The sequence below is a fragment of the Microvirga subterranea genome (assembly GCF_003350535.1).
Classification (GTDB): domain Bacteria; phylum Pseudomonadota; class Alphaproteobacteria; order Rhizobiales; family Beijerinckiaceae; genus Microvirga; species Microvirga subterranea.
In genome coordinates, this window is the sequence record NZ_QQBB01000006.1 from 400,751 (window position 1) to 420,068 (window position 19,318).

The following is a 19,318-nucleotide window of genomic DNA, read 5'->3' on the forward strand; positions in this document are numbered from 1 at the left end:
CGCCCGGTCCTGTCGGTCACGAAGAGGCGCTAGCTTGCCTCTCCAGGCGCCGGATTGTCCAGAACGCAGTGATGATGGCCGCAATGCCGAAGGCGACCGAGCCGAGCCCGATGCCGATCAGGGCGCCTTTAGGGCCCCCGATCTCGGCGCCGAAATAGGCGAACGGGATCATGCCCAAGGTCGCCCGGCCCCAGTTGAAGAAGGTCGACAACAGCGGATAGCCGAGGTTGTTGAACGAGGCGTTCGACACGAAGACCAGGCCGACGAAGAACCAGATCGGCCCACTGAGCTGGCAGAAGAACTGGACGAGCTCGGCCGTCAGCCCCTGCGCGTGGAACGCATCCGTGATCGGGACCCGGACCAGGTAGAGGATCATCCAGACGCAGGCCACGTAGATGATCGTGAAGTTGAGGGCATCCTTCAGGACCTGCTTCATGCGGTCGTAGCGCTGCGCTCCCCAGTTCTGCCCGAGGACCGGACCGATGGCGCCGGCCAGGGCGAACAGGCCTCCGAACGCGACAGGTGTCACGCGGTCGATGATGGCCGAGGCGGCGATGGCCGGGTCGCCGAAGCGGGCCATGATGCTGGTGAAGAACGCGTTCGCGGCCGGGGCCGCGATGTTGGTGAGGATCGCCGGCACGGCGATCGCTGAGAACGGCCGCGCATCGGCCATGACACCCTTCAGGTTCGGCCTCGTCAGCAGGCCATGGAAGCGCGTGACGAACAGATAGGCGACCACGAGATAGACGACGCGGGCGATGTTGATCGTGATGGCTGCGCCGTTCGTCCTGAGGTCGAGGCCGAAGATCAGCACCGGGTCGAGGATCACCGTCACGGCGGCGACCGACAGGGTGGCGTACATGCTGCGCTTGGCGTCGCCTGCCGCCCGCAGGATCGTCGAGAAGGCCATGCCGAGCGCCATCAGCACGTTGGTCGGCAAAGCGATCAGGAGAAAGTTGTGCGCGACGGTGAGCGTTTGCCCGTGTGCTCCCAGCGCGCGAAGGATCCAGGGCAGCAGAGGCAGGAGCACGATGCTGACCAGCGTCGCCAGCACCGCCATGAGGATGCTGCACGACGTCGCGAGACGCCGGGCATCCTCGGGCCGCCGGGCGCCGAGCGCGCGCGAGACGAGCGCCCCGATCGGGATCATCAGCCCGACATTGATCGAGACCGTGAAGAACATGAGCACGGTCGCGAGGCCCACGCCGGCCGTCAGGCTCGGGTCGCCGAGCCAGGAGATGTACAGAAGGGAGACCAGGTCGACGATGAAGATCGCGATGAGCCCGGCCGTTCCCGTGGCCGTCATCACCAGGACGTGGCGCAGGGTCGAGCCGACCACGAAACGGGGCGGCGGGTCCGGCTGCTCCGCCGTCTTCCCCGCAGGTGCTGCGTCCATCAGATGACCCCTTCGCCGAGGATGTCGCGCGTTTCCTCGCTGAGCGCACGTGCCTTGCCGGCAGGTTCCATCAGGGGCTCCGGTGTGATCTTCGCCCCGACGACGAGTTCCGCGCCGCCCATCGCGCCGACCTCCTTCTGCAACACGAGACGGGCGGTGTCGCGCTTGCGGATGTCGGCAGCCGTGCGGGCCGCGGCGTCCGCCGGCGTGCCGAGCTCCTCGAGCGCCACGCGTCCGAACGTGATGGCGGATTCGAAAGCCTCGCGTATCTGGTAGTCGACATCGTGCTTCATGAGCTCGACCGCGTGGATGCGGTCGTAGGCGCGCACGAAACTTCGGGCGTTGCCGAAATTCTCATGGATGATCTCGACGATCTTGAGCGTGATCTCCGGCTCGTCGGTGCAGACGCAGATCATCTCGGCCCTCTCGGCGCCTGCCGCGCGCAGCACGTCCAGCCGTGTGCCGTCGCCGAAATAGACGTTGAGCCCGAAGCGGCTGGCATCGCGAATGCGCTCCACGTCCTTGTCGATGACGGTCGCCTCGATGCCCTGGGCGAGGAGCACCTGATTCACGATCTGGCCGAAGCGGCCGAAGCCGATCACGAGAACGCGGCTCGCCAACTCGCCCTCGTGGCCGTGCAGATCGTCGGGTCCGGCCGTGAGGTCGGCTCCATGACGGCGGGCCAGCGCCCGTTCGAGCAGGGTCGAGGCGATCGGCCCGAGCAGCATGGTGATCGCCGCCAATGCGGTGACGAGCTGGGCCTGGCTCGACGGCATCATGCCGAGCCCGGTCGCCACCGGCAGCAGGACGAAGGCGAACTCGCCGGCCGTGCACAGGAGCGCCCCCGACCGTAGCCCTTCCCGCCACGAGGCGCCGAACAGGCGGGACAAGATCGCGATGATGAGCGTCTTCGCGACGATCACGCACGGCGCCGCGATGGCGAGCATGCGCCATTGCTGCACCACGAGCGAAAGGTCGATGGACATGCCCACGCTCATGAAGAACAGGCCGAGCAGCATGCCGCGGAAGGGCTCGATATCGGCTTCGAGCTGATGCCGGAAATTCGACTCGGCCAGCAGCAGGCCTGCCAGGAAGGCCCCCATGGCCATGGAGAGGCCCACCTCCTGCATCAGCAGGGCTGCGCCAAGGACCACAAGGAGCGCCGAGGCCGTCATCACCTCGCGGGCGCCGCTGCGGGCGAGGATTCGGAAGAACGGGTTGAGGCCATAGCGGCCGACCAGCACGACCGCCGCGATCGCGGCGACGGTCTGGCCGAACGTGACGAGACGGTCCGAGAGCGTCACCTCCTCCATGGCCGTCGCTCCGGACGCCAGGACCGGCAGGATGGCCAGAACCGGCACCACGGAAATATCCTGGAAGAGCAGGATCGCGAAGGAGCGCTGGCCGTAGGCCGTCTGGAGATCGTTTCGCTCTCCGAGCATCTGGAGCGCGATGGCCGTTGCCGAGAGGGCCACGGCGATCCCGGTCACGAAGGCGGCCTGGGGGCCGAAGCCGATCCAGAAGGACGCGCTGCCCAGGCACAGGGCCGTGATCGCCAATTGCGCGAAGCCCAGGCCGAAGATGTCCCGCTTCATCGACCAGAGGTGGGACAGCTTGAGTTCCAACCCGACGATGAAGAGAAGCAGGACGACCCCGAGCTCCGCGACCGTCACGATGGTTTCGGGATCCCCGACCAGGCCGAGCCCCGACGGGCCGATCACGACCCCGGCGGCCAGATAGCCCAGCACGGCGCTAAGCCCAATGAACCTGAACAGGGGAACGGCCACGGCCGCTGCCCCGCAGAAGGTCAGGATGGGAGGGAGAAAACTGACGTGGGAGGCCGCGCTTGCCATGGGAATTCGGTGATATGACCTAACGTCCACCTTTCTAGGGAGTCTTTTCCCGAAGAGCGAGCGTTTCTTGAGCATGAGCTTGGGCGCGAATAAGCGTCGCTCCCGCTTGACAGGAAGGGTTCGCTCTCGCCACATCGCCGCATCATGACGAAGCCGCCTCTCGACATTCTCCTTTGCGCCCCGCGCGGCTTCTGCGCCGGGGTGGTCCGCGCCATCGACGCCGTCGAGAAGGCGCTCGCGATCCACGGGGCGCCCGTCTATGTCCGCCACGAGATCGTGCACAACAAATACGTGGTGGAGAACCTCAAGCGGAAGGGAGCGGTTTTCGTGCGGGAGCTCGACGAGGTTCCCGACGGCGATGCTCCGGTGATCTTCTCGGCCCACGGAGTTCCCAAGTCCGTTCCCGAATCGGCCCTCGCCCGCAGGCTCTTCGCCATCGATGCGACCTGTCCGCTCGTCACCAAGGTCCATCGGGAGGCGCAGGTCCACCATAAGCGCGGCCGCCACATCATCCTCATCGGCCACGCGGGCCATCCGGAGGTCGTCGGCACCATGGGCCAGCTCCCGGACGGAGCCACGACCCTGGTCGAGACCGTGGACGACATCGCGCGGCTCGCGCCGGCGGACGCTGACAATCTCGCCTTCGTGACCCAGACGACCCTGTCGGTGGACGACACCCAGGAGATGGTGGACGCCCTGAAGGCGCGCTTCCCCGCCATCGTCGGCCCGCACAAGGAAGACATCTGCTACGCGACCACCAACCGCCAGGGGGCGGTGAAGCGGGTTGCGCCGTCGGTGGACGCCATGATCGTGGTAGGCTCTCCGAACTCCTCCAATTCGCAGCGCCTGCGCGAGGTCGCCGAGCGTGAGGGCTGTCCCACCGTCCGTCTCATCCTGCGGGCGGACGACATCGACTGGTCCGTCTTCGGCGGCATCCGGCGGCTGGGGATCACGGCGGGAGCCTCGGCTCCCGAAATTCTGGTGGAGGAGATCATCGACGCCTTCGCCGAACGATATGCGGTGTCGGTGGAAAGCGTTTCGACGGCGGATGAAAGCGTCTTCTTTCCTCTGCCTCGCGAGCTTCGCGAGCACGCGGCGGAGTAAAGAGTGGCAGTCTACACGGAAGTCCCCGACGAGGAGCTCTCAGCTTTCCTCGCCACCTACGACATCGGCACGGTCCTGTCCTACAAGGGCATTGCCGAGGGCGTGGAGAACACGAACTATTTCCTTCACACGACGGGCGGAACCTACATCCTCACCCTCTACGAGAAGCGGGTGCGGGAGGCGGATCTGCCGTTCTTCCTCGCCCTCATGCAGCACCTCGCCCGGAAGGGGCTGAACTGCCCTCTGCCGGTCGGCAACCGCCAGGGCGAGCCGCTCGGGCGGTTGGCCGGGCGGCCGGCCGCCATCATCACGTTCCTCGACGGCATCGCGGTCCGCCGGCCCAGCGCGCAGCATTGCGCCGCCCTCGGCGCGGCTCTCGCCCGGCTGCACCTGGCGGGCGAGGACTTCCCGATGGCCCGCCCCAATTCCCTGTCCCTCGACGCCTGGGCGCCCCTGTTCGCCCAGGCCGAGGCGCAGGCCGACACCGTATCGGACCGTCTGGCCGAGCGGACCCGGCGGGAGCTCGACCACTTGGCCGGCGCCTGGCCCCAAGGGCTGCCGACCGGGGTCATCCACGCGGATCTCTTCACCGACAACGTCTTCTTCATCGGTCCCGAGGTGTCAGGGCTGATCGACTTCTACTTCGCCTGCACGGACGCCTTGGCGTACGACCTCGCGATCTGCCTCAACGCCTGGTGCTTCGAGACCGACGGCTCGTTCAACCTGACCAAGGGACGGGCGATGCTGGCCGGCTACCAGTCCGTGCGGCGGCTCTCGCCCGACGAGGTCGAGGCCCTGCCGGTTCTCTGCCGCGGCTCGGCCATGCGCTTCATGCTGACCCGGCTGGTCGACTGGCTCAACGTGCCGCCCGGCGCGCTCGTGAAGCCCAAGGACCCGCTGGAATACGACCGCAAGCTGAACTTCCACAAGCACGTGCGGCACGCGCGCGAATACGGGCTCGACGCATGAGCCAGGACGAACGCGTGCTGATCTACACGGACGGAGCCTGCTCGGGAAATCCGGGGCCGGGCGGCTGGGCCGCCATCCTGTTCTTCAAGGGAACCGAGAAGGAGGTCTCGGGCGGCGAGCCGCACACCACCAACAACCGCATGGAGATCCGCGCGGCGATCGAGGGGCTGAACGCCCTCAAGCGCTCCTGCACGGTCGATCTCTACACGGACTCCCAATATGTCCGCCAAGGCATCACGGCCTGGATGCACAACTGGAAGCGGCGCGGCTGGCGCACCGCCGACAACAAGCCGGTGAAGAACGAGGACCTGTGGCGGGCGCTCGACGAGGCGGCCTCGCGCCATCAGGTATCGTGGCACTGGGTCAAGGGCCATGCGGACGACCCGACCAACATCCGGGTCGACGAGCTGGCCGTGGCGGCCATGCGTCCGTTCAAGAAGGGCAGGGGGGCGGCCTAGAGCATCGAACGCAAAAGTGGGAACCGGTTTTGCGTGAAAAGATGCGTCTAAGTAAAAGCTCGGAGCATCGGACTCGAATTCGAGTCCGATGCTCTAAAGCCGCCCGAAGTCGGAATCAGAGGTCCTTCAGGAGGTTCTCGGCGCCCGAGATCTGCGCCTTCGAGGGCGCATCCTCGACGTTGAGCGCCTTCACGACGCCGTCGTCGACCACCATCGAGTAGCGCTGGGAGCGGATGCCGAGGCCGAAGCCCGTGCCGTCCATCGACAGGCCGATCGCCTTGGCGAAATCGCCGTTGCCGTCCGATAGGAACTCGATGCCCTCGGCGCCTGCGGACTTTGCCCAGGCGTCCATGACGAACACGTCGTTGACGGCGGTCACGAGCACGGCGTCTGCGCCCTTCGCCTTGATCTCGCTCAGCTTCTCGACGTAGCCCGGCAGGTGGTTGCGGTGGCAGGTCGGCGTGAAGGCGCCGGGAACGGCCACGAGCACGACCTTGCGGCCCTTGAAGAGATCGTCCGTGGTCTTCGCCACCGGGCCCTCCGCCGTCATGATGCGGAACGTGGCCTGGGGCAGACTGTCTCCAACCTGAATCGTCATCGGCTCTTCTCCAAACGCTGTGCCGGAATCCAGCTCCTCACTAGCGTGGCTGCTGGCCGGCGTCGAGACGGACTTCGGTTTCGATCGCGTGAGGACCTGCCACAAGGGTCAGGCGTACCGGAATCGGGCCTGTGGCGTCCTTCGGCCGGTCTTCGACCGTGACCGTGAAGGTGTTTCCAGCATCCGGGAACGAGGTGGAGAGATACCAGTTTTCCGGGCCTTCCGCGAAAAGGGTCGGCTTGGCTCCGTCCGGGGCTCGGACGGTCACGCGGAAGGCGGATTTGTCCTGCGCGGCCTGTTCGATTCCCACAATGGCGAGAGCAGCCCGGGCATCCAAGGGTTGTGGCCTTGGCACGTGAGCCAGAGCACCCTCGATGGCATCACGATGGGCGCCATCGGCTGGTAGAGCCTCGGACAGTTCGGCCCGGGCCGGGATGCAGATGTCCTTGCAGACCCCGTAATCGATGGCGAGCCTGAGGTTGACGGGTTTGTCACGCTCCCTGGGCGTGACCAGCACGGGCAGCACGAGGTTGCCGCCATAGACATAGGCGACGCCGCCCGCATCCTCCTGGCGCTTGGGCGCGGGCCAGCGAAGCTCGACCGTCGCGACGTTCTCCGACCCGGACCAGTCGAAGTTCGGGGGCAGCCCGGAATCGCCAGGGGTCCGCCAGTAGGTCTTGAACCCGGGATCGAGCGTGATCTCGATGCCGGCGAGATGCTGCGCGCCGTCGAGGCCGCCGGCGATCAGACGCACGCGAGAGTGAAGGCCCTGAACCCAGGGGGAGGCCGAGGGGGACTGGGCGGCGGCGGGAAAAAAGCACAATATCAAAAAAAGGGCCGCTGTGACGGTGCGGAACATGATTGCCATGGAACTGACGCCTCCCTGACGCGCTTCCCTTATGCGGGTTATTTTCGGGCAGGCCATCCACGATCCCGTGATCGGGTTGGGCCTGCAATGCAGAAGTCGAGACATGATTCAGACGACGACCTTCACTGCCGGTTCCACCTTCCTCGACGGCCAGTTCCTCGTAGCCATGCCGGGGATGACGGACGAGCGCTTCGCCCGGGCGGTGATCTATGTCTGCGCCCATTCCTCGGAAGGGGCGATGGGAATCGTGCTCAACCGGCCCGCCTCGAACGTGAACATGCCGGACCTCCTGGTCCAGCTCGAGATCATTCCGGAGCTGGAGCGCATCAGCCTGCCGCAGAAGGTGGGCCAGATGCAGGTGCTCATGGGCGGCCCGGTCGAGACGAGCCGGGGGTTCGTCCTCCATTCGCCGGACTTCCACATCGCCCAGTCGACCCTGCCGATCGACGACAGCGTCTGCCTGACGGCCACGGTGGACATCCTGCGCGCCATCGCCCGCGGCAACGGGCCCGAAAATGCGGTCCTGGCCTTGGGATATGCCGGCTGGGGCGCCGGGCAGCTCGAGCTCGAGATGCAGTCCAACGGCTGGCTCAACTGCCCGGCCGACGCCGAGCTGATCTTCAAGACCTCCGTCGACACCCGCTATGAGATGGCCCTGCGCCGGATCGGCATCGAGCCCGCCATGCTGTCGATGCAGGCCGGCCACGCTTAACCCTCACGCGTTCCCTCAGGCCGCCTCCGGCGCCGCTCCGACGAGCTGGCGGGCCTGGAGCGTCGACATGGGCTCTCCGAAGACAGGACCCTGCGCGTATTCGCAGCCGAGCTGGTAGAGCTCGATCGCCTCCGACTCGGTCTCCGCGCCCTCCGCCACGATCTCCATGCCGAGCTCGTGCGCCATCTTGACGATGGAGCGCAGGATGACCGGCTTGCCGCCAGCCATCTGGCGCACGAAGGACTCGTCCACCTTGATCGTATCGAACGGGAAGCGCAGCAGGTAGGACAGGGCCGAATAGCCGGTGCCGAAATCGTCGAGCGACAGGCCCGCACCGAGATCCCTCAGGCGCGCGAGCATCTGGGCCGAGTATTCCGGGTTTTCCATCACCAGGCTCTCGGTCATCTCGATCTTGAGCGAGCCCGGCAGGACCCCGTTGCGGGTGATCACCGCCTTCACGTCCTGGAGAAGGTCGTGACGCAGCAGGTGCTGGCTCGACATGTTGACCGAGGCGAAGATCGGCGGGTCCACCTCGAGGGCGTTCTGCCATGCGGCCAGTTCGCGGGCGGTCTGCTCCAGCAGGAAGATGCTCAGGTTGAAGATCAGGCCGGTCTCCTCGGCGATCGACAGGAAATCCTCCGGCCCGATGCGCCCCAGGCGGGGATGGTCCCAGCGCAGCATGGATTCGAAGCCCGCGATCGTGCGGTCCTCGAGCCTGACGATCGGCTTGAACAGGACCTTCATCTCGTTGCGGTCGATCGCCCGGCGAAGGTCGGACTCCATGGTGAAGTGGTCGCTCCGGTCGGACCTCATGGTCGGCCGGAACACCTCGATCCGGTCTCCGCCGTGACGCTTGGCATGCGCCATCGCGATCTCGGCGTTGCGCAGGACCTCCTCGCGGCGCGCGGCGATCTGCGGATCGTGCAGCGCGAGACCGATGGAGGCGGTGAGGAAGATCTCACGCTCCGCATAGGTGATCGCCGTCGTCACCGCCCGCCGAACCATGTCGGCGAAGGCGATGATGCGGTCCGGCTCGCGCTCGGAGAGGAGGATCATGGCGAACTCGTCGCCGGAGATCCGCGCGAGGGTGTCCTGCGGCCGGAGCAGGCGTCCGAGCCTTCGGGACAGGGTGAGCAGGATCGAATCGCCCGCCGCATAGCCCACCGCATCGTTGACGTTCTTGAGCTTGTCGATGTCGATCACCAGCACGGTCGGACGCAAGGAATCGTCCTGGCTCGCGAAGGTGAGCGCCGCCTCGAGGCGATCGTAGAAGAGCTGGCGGTTCGGCAGGCTCGTGAGGTTGTCGTGCACCGCATCGTAGAGCAGGCGCTCCTCGGCGGTCTTGGCATCGGTGACGTCCGAGAGGGTGCCGACGATGCGCATCACCTCGCCGTCGGAGCCGATGACCGGGCGGGCCTTCAGGCGGTACCAGTGATGGGAGCCGGAGGCCGAGCGCAGGCGGAAGTCCTGCGACAGGCGCCCGCGGCGCTGCTCGATCACCGCATCGAGGGCGGCCCGGTAGCGGTCCCTGTCGAACGGGTGGATCAGGTCGAGCCAGGCCGAAGCCGGCCCCTCGAGGGCGCCGCGCTTCAGGCCGAGCTGGTGCTCCACCTCGGGGCTGACGAAGATTTTGTCGGACGCGACGTCCCAGTCGAACACGATGTCGCCCGCGCCCGACAGGGCCAGCGCCCTCCGCTCCGTGTCGCTGACGAGCCCGTGGGCGAAGGCGCCGCCCGCGAAGGCGTGCTGCATCACCGTGAAGCCGATCAGCATGACGATCAGCACGAGGCCGCCCACGAGGGCCGGGGGCACCAGATCGGAGGGAAGCTGTCCCAGCACCGTGAAGCTTGCGGCCACCACCCATGCGATGAGCAGCAGCCAGGTCGGCACCAGCATCACGGCCCGGTCGTAGCCGTGGGTCGCCAGATGGAGGACCAACACGAAGCCGATGCCGGCGACCGCCGCGATGGAGATGCGCGCCACGCCCGAAGCCACCGGCGGATCAACGATCGCGAGCGCCACGAGGGTGCCCAGGAAGGCGAGCCAGAAGGTCGCCACGTGGCTGTAGCGCACGTGCCAGCGGTTGAGGTTGAGATAGGCGAACAGGAACACCAGGAGCGTCGCGGCGAGCACGGCCTCCGCGCCGGCGCGATAGATCTGCTCGGTGGTCTCCGTGATCGGGAAGATGCGCTGGAAGAACCCGAAGTCGATGCACGCATAGGCGAGCACCGCCCATGCCAGCGCCGCCGCCGCCGGGAAGATCAGGGCGCCCTTGACCACGAAGATGATCGTCAGGAACAGGGCCAGCAGGCCCGCGATGCCGATGATGATCCCCTTGTAGAGGGTGAGGCCGTTGATGCGCTCCTTGTAGGCGTCCGCATCCCACAGATGGAGCTGGGGAAGGTCCGTGGAGCGCAGCTCGGCCACGAAGGTGACCGTGGTGCCCGGGTCCAGGGTGATGAGGAAGATGTCCGCATCGGCGCTGTCGTCGCGCTCGGGCCGGATGCCCTGGCTCGCGGTGATCGCCGCAATGCGCGACGAGCCCAGGTCCGGCCAGATCACGCCCGAGCCCGTGAGACGGAAGTGCGGCGCCACCAGAAGCCGGTCCACCTGCTCGTCCGTGTCGTTGGTGAGCGCGAACACGATCCAGTCCGGCCGCGTGCCGGATTCGCGGGCCTTCACGGCGATGCGGCGGACGATGCCGTCCCGGCCGGGTGCCGTGGAAATGCGGATCTCGTCCCCGTCCGAGCGGTACCGCTCGACCATCGGGGTGAGATCGATGGCTCTCATCTTCGGGTCGACGCGAACGGATTCCACGGCCCAGCCGCTGGAACTCCCCGCGAGACAAAGGAATGCCGCCAAAAGGAAGGTTATGGCGAAAGAAACGATCCGCAACGCTTCGGTCTTTCGTCCGGTACGACAAAATGGAATGAAATTGGTACCGGTCAGGAGGCTTGAGGGCAAGGCGAAGTCGGGGGCCGGCCCGACTTGTCCGCAAGACTCAGGTGGGTGTCAGCAAGCGGCCATGGAGCCACTTTGCGGCGGGATTGAGGAGCGACAAGCTTGACCTTGGGGAAGGTCGAGGCGGGAAAATCTCAGCCGATCAGGCCTGATTTGATGCGCGCCAAGGAGGGCAGGCCCTTGATGGGGCCGATTGCCGCGAGCGTCGGCTCCCCATGGAGAAGACGCTGCCCCGCCTCGCGAACCTGCTCCACGGTCAGAGCATCCACTTTCAGCACGATCTCGTCGCTCGGGATCACGCGTCCCCAGGACAGAAGCTGCCGGGCGACGCGCTCGATCCGGCCACCCGGCGTCTCCAGGGCGGTCAGGAGCGCGACCTTCATCTGGGCCTTGGCCCGGGTCATCTCGATCTCGCTGATGTCCTGCGTGGCCTGCCGCATGGTCGCGAGCGTGACGTCCATCAGCTCGGCCACGTCGGAGCCGGCCGTTCCGGCCCCGATGCCGAACAGGCCCGTATCCGAGAAGGGCCAATGGAAGGAATCGATCGAATAGGCGAGGCCGCGATTCTCCCGCACCTCGTGCCAGAGCCGGGACGTCAGCCCGCCACCGAGGATGTGGGCGAAGAGATGGGTTGCATAGTAGCCCGGGTCCTTGAAGGAGAGGCCCGGCAGGCCGAGCACGATGTTCGCCTGTTCGAGCTTGCGCGAAATGCGCCGTTCGCCGCCCGAGTAGACTCCCGCCTCCGGCTCGCGGAGCGGGGCGGACGGCATGGACCCGAAATGGCGCTCGGCCATCTCGACGATCCGGGCATGGTCCACATCGCCGGCGGCCGCAAGGACCATTTTTCCGGGCGTGTACTCGCGCGCCAGAAAGGCGCGGATCGTCGCCTCGTCGAAGCTCTTGATCGTCTCGGGCGTGCCCAGGATCGGCCGGCCGATCGGCTGCCCCGCATAGGCGGTTTCCATAAAGGCGTCGTAGACGAGGTCGTCCGGCGTGTCCTCGACGGCGGCGTATTCCTGCAGGATCACGCCCTTCTCGCGGGCAAGCTCGCCGGCCTCGAAGGCCGAGTGGATGAGGATGTCGCCGAGGACGTCGAGAGCCACGTCCACATTCTCGCCGAGGACGCGGGCGGTGTAGCTCGTGTACTCGACGCTGGTCGCGGCATTGATGTCGCCGCCGACGTTCTCGATGTCCTCGGCGATCCGGCGTGCGGAGCGGCGCGTGGTGCCCTTGAAGGCCATGTGCTCGATGAGATGCGACAGGCCGTGCTCATGAGCCGTCTCGTGACGCGAGCCGGTGCCGACCCAAACGCCCAGCGTCGCGGTCGCGATCTCCGGCATCTGCTCGGTCGCGACCGTCAGTCCGTTGGCGAGCCGGGTGATGTCGATCCGCTTTTCGCGAACGAAGTGATGGTTCATGCGGCCGCGCCCCTGACCGCACGGCCGCGGTCGCGAATGAAGCGCTCGACGGCGCTCTGGTCGTTCGGGAGGACCGTGAAGCTCTCCTGACGCTCCATGAGATCGGCCATGTGCGGGGGAAGGGCCGGGCGGATGCCCGTGGCGCGCTCGACCGCGTCGGGGAACTTGGCCGGATGCGCCGTGGAGAGCGCCACGACCGGAACCTCCGGCCGCTCGCGCAGCAGCGCCCGGGCGGCGCGGGTGCCGACGGCGGTGTGCGGGTCGAGCACGTAGCCTGTCGACCGGAAGGTCTCGGCCATCTCGGCCGCCACGTTCGTCTCGTCCACGGCCTCGGCCGAGAATTCCCGGCGGATGCGCGCAAGGGGCTCGGCATCGACCAGGAAGGCCTTGGACTGGGCGAGATTCGCCATCAGGCGCCGGATCGCGCCGGCGTCGCGCCCGTAGGCCTCGAAAAGCAGCCGCTCGAAGTTGGACGAGATCTGGATGTCCATGGAGGGCGAGGCGGTCGGCCGCACGCCCTTGATTTCGTAGGAACCGGAGCTGAGCGTGCGGGCCAGGATGTCGTTGGCATTGGTGCCGATCATCAGCCGCTCGATCGGGAGCCCCATGCGCTTGGCCACCCAGCCGGCGAGGATGTCGCCGAAATTGCCGGTCGGGACCGAGAACGAGACAGGGCGGTGCGGCGATCCGAGGCTGACGGCGGCCGTGAAGTAGTAGACCGCCTGCGCGGCCACGCGGGCCCAATTGATGGAGTTCACGCCCGAGAGCTGAAGCTCGTCGCGGAAGCGGGCATGGTTGAACATGCCCTTCACCATGGACTGGCAGTCGTCGAAGGTGCCTTCGACCGCGAGCGCATGGACGTTCGGCGAGGCGACCGTGGTCATCTGCCGCCGCTGCACATCCGACACGCGGCCATGGGGGTAGAGGATGAAGACGTCGACCTGCTCCAGGCCCTTGAAGGCCTCGACCGCGGCGCTGCCCGTGTCGCCGGAGGTGGCACCGACGATCGTGGCCCTGGCACCCCGCGCCTTGAGGACATGGTCCATCAGGCGGCCGAGGAGCTGCATCGCCACGTCCTTGAACGCGAGGGTCGGGCCGTGGAAGAGCTCCAGCACGAAGAGGTTGTCGCCGAGCTGCGCGAGCGGGCAGGTGGCGGCATGCCGGAAGGTGGCGTAGGCCTCGTCGATCATGCGGCCGAGATCGGCCGCCGGGATGTCACCATCGACCAGCGGGCCGAGCACAGCCTTGGCCACGTCGCTGTAGGACTTGCCTGAAAAGGCCTGGATTGCCGCAGGCTGTAGCGTGGGCCAAGTCTGGGGCACGTAGAGGCCGCCATCGCGGGCGAGGCCGGCCAGAAGGGCATCGGAAAAGCCGAGCGCCGGGGCTTCTCCCCGGGTCGAGACGTGCAGCACGGTCGATCTCCTGAAATTCCGCGGGACATTAGGTGCCGCGGCCGGGTACGGCAAGCCGCATCCGGCCGCAGGGTCAGGGTTTCAGCCGCGCCATGGCGTGGGCGTCCACATAGGAGCCGTTCCTGAACGCGAAGACCTTGTGGGTTCCCTCGACCCGGAAGCCGTTGCGCTCGTAGAGGGCAATGGCCGGTGCGTTGTCCACATAGACCGTCAGCTCGATCCGGCGCAGGTCGAGCCAGTCGTCGGCGATTGTCAGAAGTTCATTCAGGAGCCTGGAGCCGACGCCCCGGCCGCGCCAGTCGTCGTGGATTCCCATGCCGAGGCTGGCCGCATGGGCGCGCCGTCCCTGGAAGCGGGTCAGGCCGCCATTGCCGATGATCGTGCCGTCGTGGACGGCCACCAGTCCGACGTCGGCAGGCGACCCGCTCTCGATCCGCTTGCGGACGTCCTCGGGCGTCCTGTGCGGAAGGGCCAGGGTTCCGAAGCGGAAGCCGGGCAGGGACACCAGCGCGGCGATCTGCTCGCAATCGTCGAGACGGACGGCCCGAATCGTAACATCACGGTCGTTCGGCGGTTCGGAAGGGGATTGTTGAGGCTCCATGGTGCTCTCCTAGGAAGCGGAGGCGAACGGAACCGAAAAAGCCCTGCTCGTCTCCGCAGGGCTTTGGAAATGCTCACGCGTCAGATGCGCAAAGCCTCTCCTGCACGCCCTGCCAGGCGCGTCATGAGATGAGCTGCGGTCATAAGAAGGGCGAACATGGGCGCCATGGTACTATCGTCCCGCCGACAAGCCAAGCTCGGCCATGGGCCGGAGGACCACCGCGATGCGCATGACCCGAGCCGACTGGATCCTGCTGCCGTTCCTGGTCGCCACGCTGGCGGCCGTGGTGCTGGGCGCTTTCCTGCTGGCGGGCTTCCTGGGCCTTGGCGTGCTCGGGCTCGTCGTCGGCGTGATGGCGCAGCGCATCGAGCTGGAAAAGGATGGTGCCGTGAGCAACTACATGGCGACGTCACTCTATGCGCAGCAGATGGAGGCCCGTGAGCGGATGAGCCGGGCCGAGCGGGCGGGACACCGTGCCGAGACCGAGGCTCTCCTGAAATGGCTCTTCGTCGCCAAGGTCGTCAGCGCCGGGCTGATCATCCTGGGCTTCGGCTTCTTTGTGATGTTTCAGCTCGGCTGAGAGAGCGGGTGCAGGCGTCGCCAGGCGAAGGCCGCGAAGACGCCCACGAGGGTCAGGGCTATGCCGTACCAGGTCAGGGCGTATTGCAGGTGGTTGTTGGGGAGGTCGAATTTCGTCTGGCCGCCCTTGGGCCAGCCGCCGGGATTGGGCGTCGCGTCCGCCTCCACGTAGAAGGGAGCGACCGGACCCGCGTTCCGGCCTTGCGCGATCGCCTGCGGGTCCCTGGCGAACCAGGCGTTCTTGGCAGGGTCGTCGGCCGGCGTGAAGGCGTTGCGCTCTTCGGGCGCGCGCACCAGACCGGTGACCGTCACCTCGCCGGCGGGCTGGCTCTCGGGCCGTTTGGCGGGATCCTTCAGCTCCATCGGGACGAAGCCGCGGTTGACCATGACGAGGGCGCCGTCCGAAAGGCGCAGCGGGGTCATGAGGTAATAGCCCTGCAGGGCTCCCCGCTGGCCCGGCGCCAGGCCGTAGACCGGGGTCTCGAACGGGTGGAGGAAGGTGCCGGTCACCCGGACCCGGCGGAACTCGTCATCGGTAGCGTTCCAGCGGGACCATTCGGCCGGCGGCAGGATCGCGCCGGGCTCCCCGTGCGAGCGCGCCTCGATCCGGGCGATCAGGTCTTCCTTCCAGCCTTTGCGCTGGAGCTGCCAGGTGCCGAGCCCGATCAGGATCGCGAAGGCCACCAGGGCCGCCAGGCCGGGAACAACGAGGGAGCGGGCGGTCGGCGCCGCAGCAGGCCGGGTCACTTCTGGATCCGCCCTTCTTCGGCCTTGTGGTGGTACTGTAGGGCCATGAGCACGCCCTTCGACGGCCGCACCAGCAGGAGGCTGAGAACGACGCTCAGGGCGAACCACATGACGAGGTGGAGCCAGATCGGCGGCGCGTAGGCGAACTCCACCCACAGGGCGAGGGCCACCACGACGATTCCCACGATGGACATGACGAAGAAGGCGGGCCCGTCGCCGGAATCTGCGAAGGCGAGGTCGAGGCCGCAGACCTCGCATCTCGGCCGCACCTTCAGGAAGCCCTGGAACATGTGGCCCTTGCCGCAGCGCGGGCACTTGCCCAGGAGGCCGGCGGTGACCGGGGAGGGAGCCGATGAATCCTGAGCCAAAGTGGATACTCCTGAGATCTTCCGTTGTGGAAGATGTGCCTGTCAGTTGGTGGGACAACGCCCAAAAGCGAAGGGCGGCTTTTCAGCCGCCCTCGTTTTTGTCGGTCGTGGTGAGAGCGGCGTCAGTGACCCGCTGCGTGGCCCCCGAAGCCCCACACGTAGATGGCGGCGAAGAGGAACAGCCAGACCACGTCGACGAAGTGCCAGTACCAGGCGGCGAACTCGAAGCCGAGATGCTGCTTGGGCGTGAAGTCGCCCCGATAGGCGCGCAGCAGGCAGACGGCCAGGAAGATCGTGCCGATGATCACGTGGGCGCCGTGGAAGCCCGTCGCCATGAAGAAGGTGGCGCCGTAGATGTTGCCCTTGAAGCCGAACGTGGCGTGGCTGTACTCGTAGGCCTGGACGAACGAGAACACGATGCCGAGCAGGACCGTGAGCCAGAGGCCGGCCTTCAGGCCCTGACGGTCGTTCTCGAGGAGCGCGTGGTGCGCCCAGGTGACCGTGGTGCCCGAGGTGAGCAGGATCAGGGTGTTGAGCAGGGGCAGGTGCCAGGGATCGAAGGTCTCGATGCCCTTGGGCGGCCACATGCCGCCGAGCGCCTCGACGCGGGCGTACTGCATCGGGTCGTTCGGGTAGAGGGCGGCGTCGAAATAGGCCCAGAACCAGGCCACGAAGAACATCACCTCGGAGGCGATGAACATCATCATGCCGTAGCGATGGTGGAGCTGGACCACGCGGGTGTGGGAACCCGTGTTGGCCTCGCGGACCACGTCGCTCCACCAGCTGATCATCGTGTAGATGACGCCGATGATGCCGGCGCCGAAGATGAAGCCGCCGATATGCATGCCCGCGATGGCGAGGCCCTTCCACCATGTGACGAAGCCCGACGCCATCAGGAAGGCGCTGATCGAGCCGATGAGCGGCCACGGGCTGGGGTCGATGATGTGGTAATCGTGGTTCTTGGCGTGGGCCTCGGCCATTTCGTGTCGTCTCCGTGCCTCGAAGGTGCGCTCGCTTTAAGACGTTTCTGTCTAGCTTGTCACGTCGATTATTGAACGATGGGTTTCGGTGATGATGTCGCGGCCTCCGCCACCGGCTTGCCGCCCTTTGAGGGGAAGTAGGTGTAGGAGAGCGTGACGGAGCTGAGATCCTTGATGTCCGCATCCTCGACGAGGCGCGGGTCGATGTAGAAGACGACCGCCGATTCGATCGTCTCGCCGGGCTTGAGCGTCTGCTCGGTGAAGCAGAAGCATTCCAGCTTGGAGAAATAGGTGCCCGCCAAGTCCGGCTGGACGTTGTAGGTGGCGATCCCGGTGGCCGGCTTGTCGCCCGTATTGGTGACCTTGTAGTAGACCGTGGTGGTCTCGCCGAGCTTGACCTTCACCTCGGGCGTCTCGGGCGAGAACCGCCAGGACAGGCCGGGCGAGACGTTGGCGTCGAACCGGACCGAGATGATCCGGTCGGCCACCTCGGAGCTGTTGTTGGCGCGCACGACGGGCGTGCCGCCGAAGCCGGTGACCTTGCAGAACAGGTCGTAGAGCGGCACCGACGCATAGGCCAGCCCGACCATGCCGACGACGATGCCGGTGCAGGCGTAGACCGTGCGGCGCATCTTCCGTTGAAGCTGGAGCGGATCGGTCATGGACGGCCTCACAAGGGTCTTTGCAGGACCTGCGGTCCCATCTTGGCGATGGTCACCACGTAGAACAGCACGACGAGCGCGCCAAGCGTCAGGGCAATGACGAGCGAGCGCTTGCGGCGGCGCTTCTGCTCCTCGGGAGTCAGGCGGGGAGGGGGGATCTGGTCAACCATCGCTTACCCCATCACCGGCCGGAAGAAGCCGAGGCCATGCTCCGCCAGGAGGGTGGCGAAGAGCAGGAAGAGATAAAGGATCGAGAAGCCGAAGAGCTGCTGGGCCACGCGCATGGCCGGCTCGCCCTCGCGCAGGCGGTAGACCTGGGCCGCGAGCGCCAGCATGCCGAGCCCGCCGATCGTGGCGATGATCGCATAGGCCAAGCCGCCGAAGCCGTAGAGGACGGGCGCGAGGCCGAGGGGCGCCAGCAGGATTGTGTAGGCCAGGATCTGGCGGCGGGTGGAATCGGGGCCGGCCACGTTCGGCATCATGGGGATGCCGGCGCGCTCGTAGTCGCCCGACTTGACCAGCGCGAGCGCCCAGAAGTGGGGCGGCGTCCAGATGAAGATGATGGCGAAGAGGATGACGCTCTCCCAGCCCACATGGCCGGTGACGGCCGCCTGGGCCACGATCGGCGGAAGGGCGCCGGCGGCGCCGCCGATGACGATGTTCTGGGGCGTCGAGCGCTTCAGCCACATGGAGTAGACGACGACGTAGAAGAAGATCGTGAAGGCCAGGAGCCCGGCGGCGAGCCAGTTGCTGGCGAGGCCGAGCACGATCACGGAGCCGGCAGAGAGGGTGAGGCCGAAGGCCAGGGCCTCGCCGGGCTGGATCTTGCCGGCCGGAATCGGGCGCTTGCGCGTCCGGGTCATGACCGCGTCGATGTCCGCATCCCACCACATGTTCAGGCAGCCGGACGCGCCGCCGCCGACCGCGATCATCAGGAGCGACGCGAAGGCCAGGACCGGGTTCACGTCGGGATGGACCACGACCATGCCAACGAGGGCCGTGAACACGACCAGGAACATCACCCGCGGCTTGAGCAGGGCGAAGAAGTCCGACACGTCGCCCTGCGAAACGCCCGCGGTGACGCGGCTCTCGGCGGGGGCTTCGGTCAAACTGTTCGATGCAATGGTCATGTCGATGAACTCTCGAAATGCTGGAGCAGGGCTGGAGCCCCTGGAGCCAGCTCCTCGCCGGAAAGCTTCCATATAGCAAGCTCTCGGGGGAGGAGCGGGCGGCATGATGCCGCCCGACTCTCTGATTTTAGTGACCCGTATCGACGATGCGGGGCAGGGTCTCGAACTGGTGGTACGGAGGCGGCGAGGGCAGCGTCCATTCCAGAGTCGTGGCGCCTTCGCCCCACGGGTTGCCGGCGGCCTTCTCCTTGCGGCTGAAGGCAAGGATCACGCCGAAGATGAAGACGAAGAGGCCGGCGAAGAAGATGTAGGAGCCGATCGAGGAGACCAGGTTCCAGCCGGCGAACGCGTCCGGATAGTCGGCGTAGCGGCGCGGCATGCCCGAGAGGCCCAGGAAGTGCATCGGGAAGAACAGCACGTTGGCTCCGATGAAGGAGATCCAGAAGTGCAGGCGGCCGATCCAGTCCGGATAGACGTAGCCGGTGATCTTCGGGAACCAGTA

20 protein-coding genes are annotated in these 19,318 nt (G+C 66.7%); 5 read left to right on the plus strand and 15 right to left on the minus strand.

Translation table 11 applies throughout. From position 1 onward, the window contains the following. Positions 1-16: 16 nt before the first annotated feature. Entirely contained in the window at positions 17-1,396 is a 1,380-nt protein-coding gene (locus DES45_RS17365) for an MATE family efflux transporter (RefSeq protein ID WP_114771272.1), read from the minus strand. After that, complete coding sequence (locus DES45_RS17370; RefSeq protein ID WP_114771273.1) at positions 1,396-3,249, minus strand: monovalent cation:proton antiporter-2 (CPA2) family protein; 1,854 nt, start codon at positions 3,247-3,249, stop codon at positions 1,396-1,398. Before DES45_RS17370 ends, DES45_RS17365 begins: the two co-directional genes overlap by 1 nt. 144 nt (positions 3,250-3,393) lie before the next feature. On the opposite strand from DES45_RS17370, the gene ispH reads away from it, so the two are divergent. From ispH to rnhA, 3 genes are read left to right on the plus strand one after another with little or no spacing between them, the layout of a single operon-like run. Then, positions 3,394-4,353 (plus strand): 4-hydroxy-3-methylbut-2-enyl diphosphate reductase, encoded by a 960-nt coding sequence (ispH, locus tag DES45_RS17375; protein ID WP_114771274.1) that lies wholly within the window; start codon positions 3,394-3,396, stop codon positions 4,351-4,353. Positions 4,354-4,356: 3 nt separating this feature from the next. Beyond that, positions 4,357-5,322: a homoserine kinase gene (locus tag DES45_RS17380; RefSeq protein WP_114771275.1), complete on the plus strand. Its 966-nt coding sequence runs from the start codon at positions 4,357-4,359 to the stop codon at positions 5,320-5,322. After that, complete coding sequence (gene rnhA, locus DES45_RS17385) at positions 5,319-5,780, plus strand: ribonuclease HI (protein ID WP_114771276.1); 462 nt, start codon at positions 5,319-5,321, stop codon at positions 5,778-5,780. Before DES45_RS17380 ends, rnhA begins: the two co-directional genes overlap by 4 nt. 115 nt (positions 5,781-5,895) lie before the next feature. Here rnhA and DES45_RS17390 read toward each other — a convergent pair whose 3' ends face one another. Both DES45_RS17390 and DES45_RS17395 read right to left on the minus strand, forming a co-directional pair. Continuing rightward, entirely contained in the window at positions 5,896-6,378 is a 483-nt protein-coding gene (locus DES45_RS17390; protein WP_114771277.1) for a peroxiredoxin, read from the minus strand. 40 nt (positions 6,379-6,418) lie between these two features. Further along, positions 6,419-7,132, minus strand: a complete 714-nt coding sequence (locus tag DES45_RS17395; protein ID WP_170151542.1) for a protein-disulfide reductase DsbD domain-containing protein — start codon at positions 7,130-7,132, stop codon at positions 6,419-6,421. A gap of 217 nt (positions 7,133-7,349) precedes the next feature. On the opposite strand from DES45_RS17395, the gene DES45_RS17400 reads away from it, so the two are divergent. Then, positions 7,350-7,958: a YqgE/AlgH family protein gene (locus DES45_RS17400; RefSeq protein ID WP_114771279.1), complete on the plus strand. Its 609-nt coding sequence runs from the start codon at positions 7,350-7,352 to the stop codon at positions 7,956-7,958. Positions 7,959-7,973: 15 nt separating this feature from the next. Here DES45_RS17400 and DES45_RS17405 read toward each other — a convergent pair whose 3' ends face one another. From DES45_RS17405 to DES45_RS17420, 4 genes are all read right to left on the minus strand, one after another. Continuing rightward, positions 7,974-10,853: an EAL domain-containing protein gene (locus DES45_RS17405; RefSeq protein WP_173949471.1), complete on the minus strand. Its 2,880-nt coding sequence runs from the start codon at positions 10,851-10,853 to the stop codon at positions 7,974-7,976. Between the two features lie 200 nt (positions 10,854-11,053). Beyond that, the gene (locus tag DES45_RS17410; protein ID WP_114771280.1) at positions 11,054-12,337 is read right to left on the minus strand and encodes a M16 family metallopeptidase; all 1,284 of its coding nucleotides are present in this window, start codon (positions 12,335-12,337) and stop codon (positions 11,054-11,056) included. Then, complete coding sequence (gene thrC / locus DES45_RS17415) at positions 12,334-13,749, minus strand: threonine synthase (protein ID WP_114771281.1); 1,416 nt, start codon at positions 13,747-13,749, stop codon at positions 12,334-12,336. Before thrC ends, DES45_RS17410 begins: the two co-directional genes overlap by 4 nt. 73 nt (positions 13,750-13,822) lie before the next feature. Then, positions 13,823-14,350 carry a GNAT family N-acetyltransferase gene (locus DES45_RS17420; RefSeq protein WP_114771282.1) on the minus strand — a complete coding sequence of 176 codons (528 nt, stop codon included), beginning with the start codon at positions 14,348-14,350 and terminating at the stop codon, positions 13,823-13,825. A gap of 223 nt (positions 14,351-14,573) precedes the next feature. Here DES45_RS17420 and DES45_RS17425 point away from each other — a divergent pair, with 223 nt between their 5' ends. Beyond that, on the plus strand, positions 14,574-14,930 hold the full coding sequence (locus DES45_RS17425) for a hypothetical protein (RefSeq protein WP_114771283.1): 357 nt from the start codon (positions 14,574-14,576) through the stop codon (positions 14,928-14,930). Here the strand turns inward: DES45_RS17425 and DES45_RS17430 are convergent. The 7 genes from DES45_RS17430 to DES45_RS17455 all read right to left on the minus strand — a co-directional run. Then, complete coding sequence (locus DES45_RS17430) at positions 14,918-15,676, minus strand: SURF1 family protein (RefSeq protein WP_114771284.1); 759 nt, start codon at positions 15,674-15,676, stop codon at positions 14,918-14,920. The two genes, DES45_RS17425 and DES45_RS17430, sit on opposite strands and share 13 nt — an antisense overlap. After that, positions 15,673-16,044: a DUF983 domain-containing protein gene (locus DES45_RS17435; RefSeq protein WP_114771285.1), complete on the minus strand. Its 372-nt coding sequence runs from the start codon at positions 16,042-16,044 to the stop codon at positions 15,673-15,675. The genes DES45_RS17430 and DES45_RS17435 overlap by 4 nt, the downstream gene beginning before the upstream one ends. Before the next feature lie 122 nt (positions 16,045-16,166). Further along, a complete protein-coding gene (locus DES45_RS17440; protein WP_114771286.1) occupies positions 16,167-17,024 on the minus strand; it encodes a cytochrome c oxidase subunit 3 in 858 nt (285 codons plus the stop codon). Between the two features lie 68 nt (positions 17,025-17,092). Then, positions 17,093-17,686: a cytochrome c oxidase assembly protein gene (locus tag DES45_RS17445; protein WP_114771287.1), complete on the minus strand. Its 594-nt coding sequence runs from the start codon at positions 17,684-17,686 to the stop codon at positions 17,093-17,095. An 8-nt stretch (positions 17,687-17,694) separates the two neighbouring features. Beyond that, positions 17,695-17,856: a hypothetical protein gene (locus DES45_RS25215; protein WP_170151543.1), complete on the minus strand. Its 162-nt coding sequence runs from the start codon at positions 17,854-17,856 to the stop codon at positions 17,695-17,697. Between the two features lie 3 nt (positions 17,857-17,859). Continuing rightward, positions 17,860-18,816, minus strand: a complete 957-nt coding sequence (locus tag DES45_RS17450; RefSeq protein ID WP_114771288.1) for a heme o synthase — start codon at positions 18,814-18,816, stop codon at positions 17,860-17,862. A gap of 127 nt (positions 18,817-18,943) precedes the next feature. After that, on the minus strand, positions 18,944-19,318 hold a 375-nt coding region (locus DES45_RS17455), incomplete at its 5' end, for a cbb3-type cytochrome c oxidase subunit I (RefSeq protein WP_210210232.1).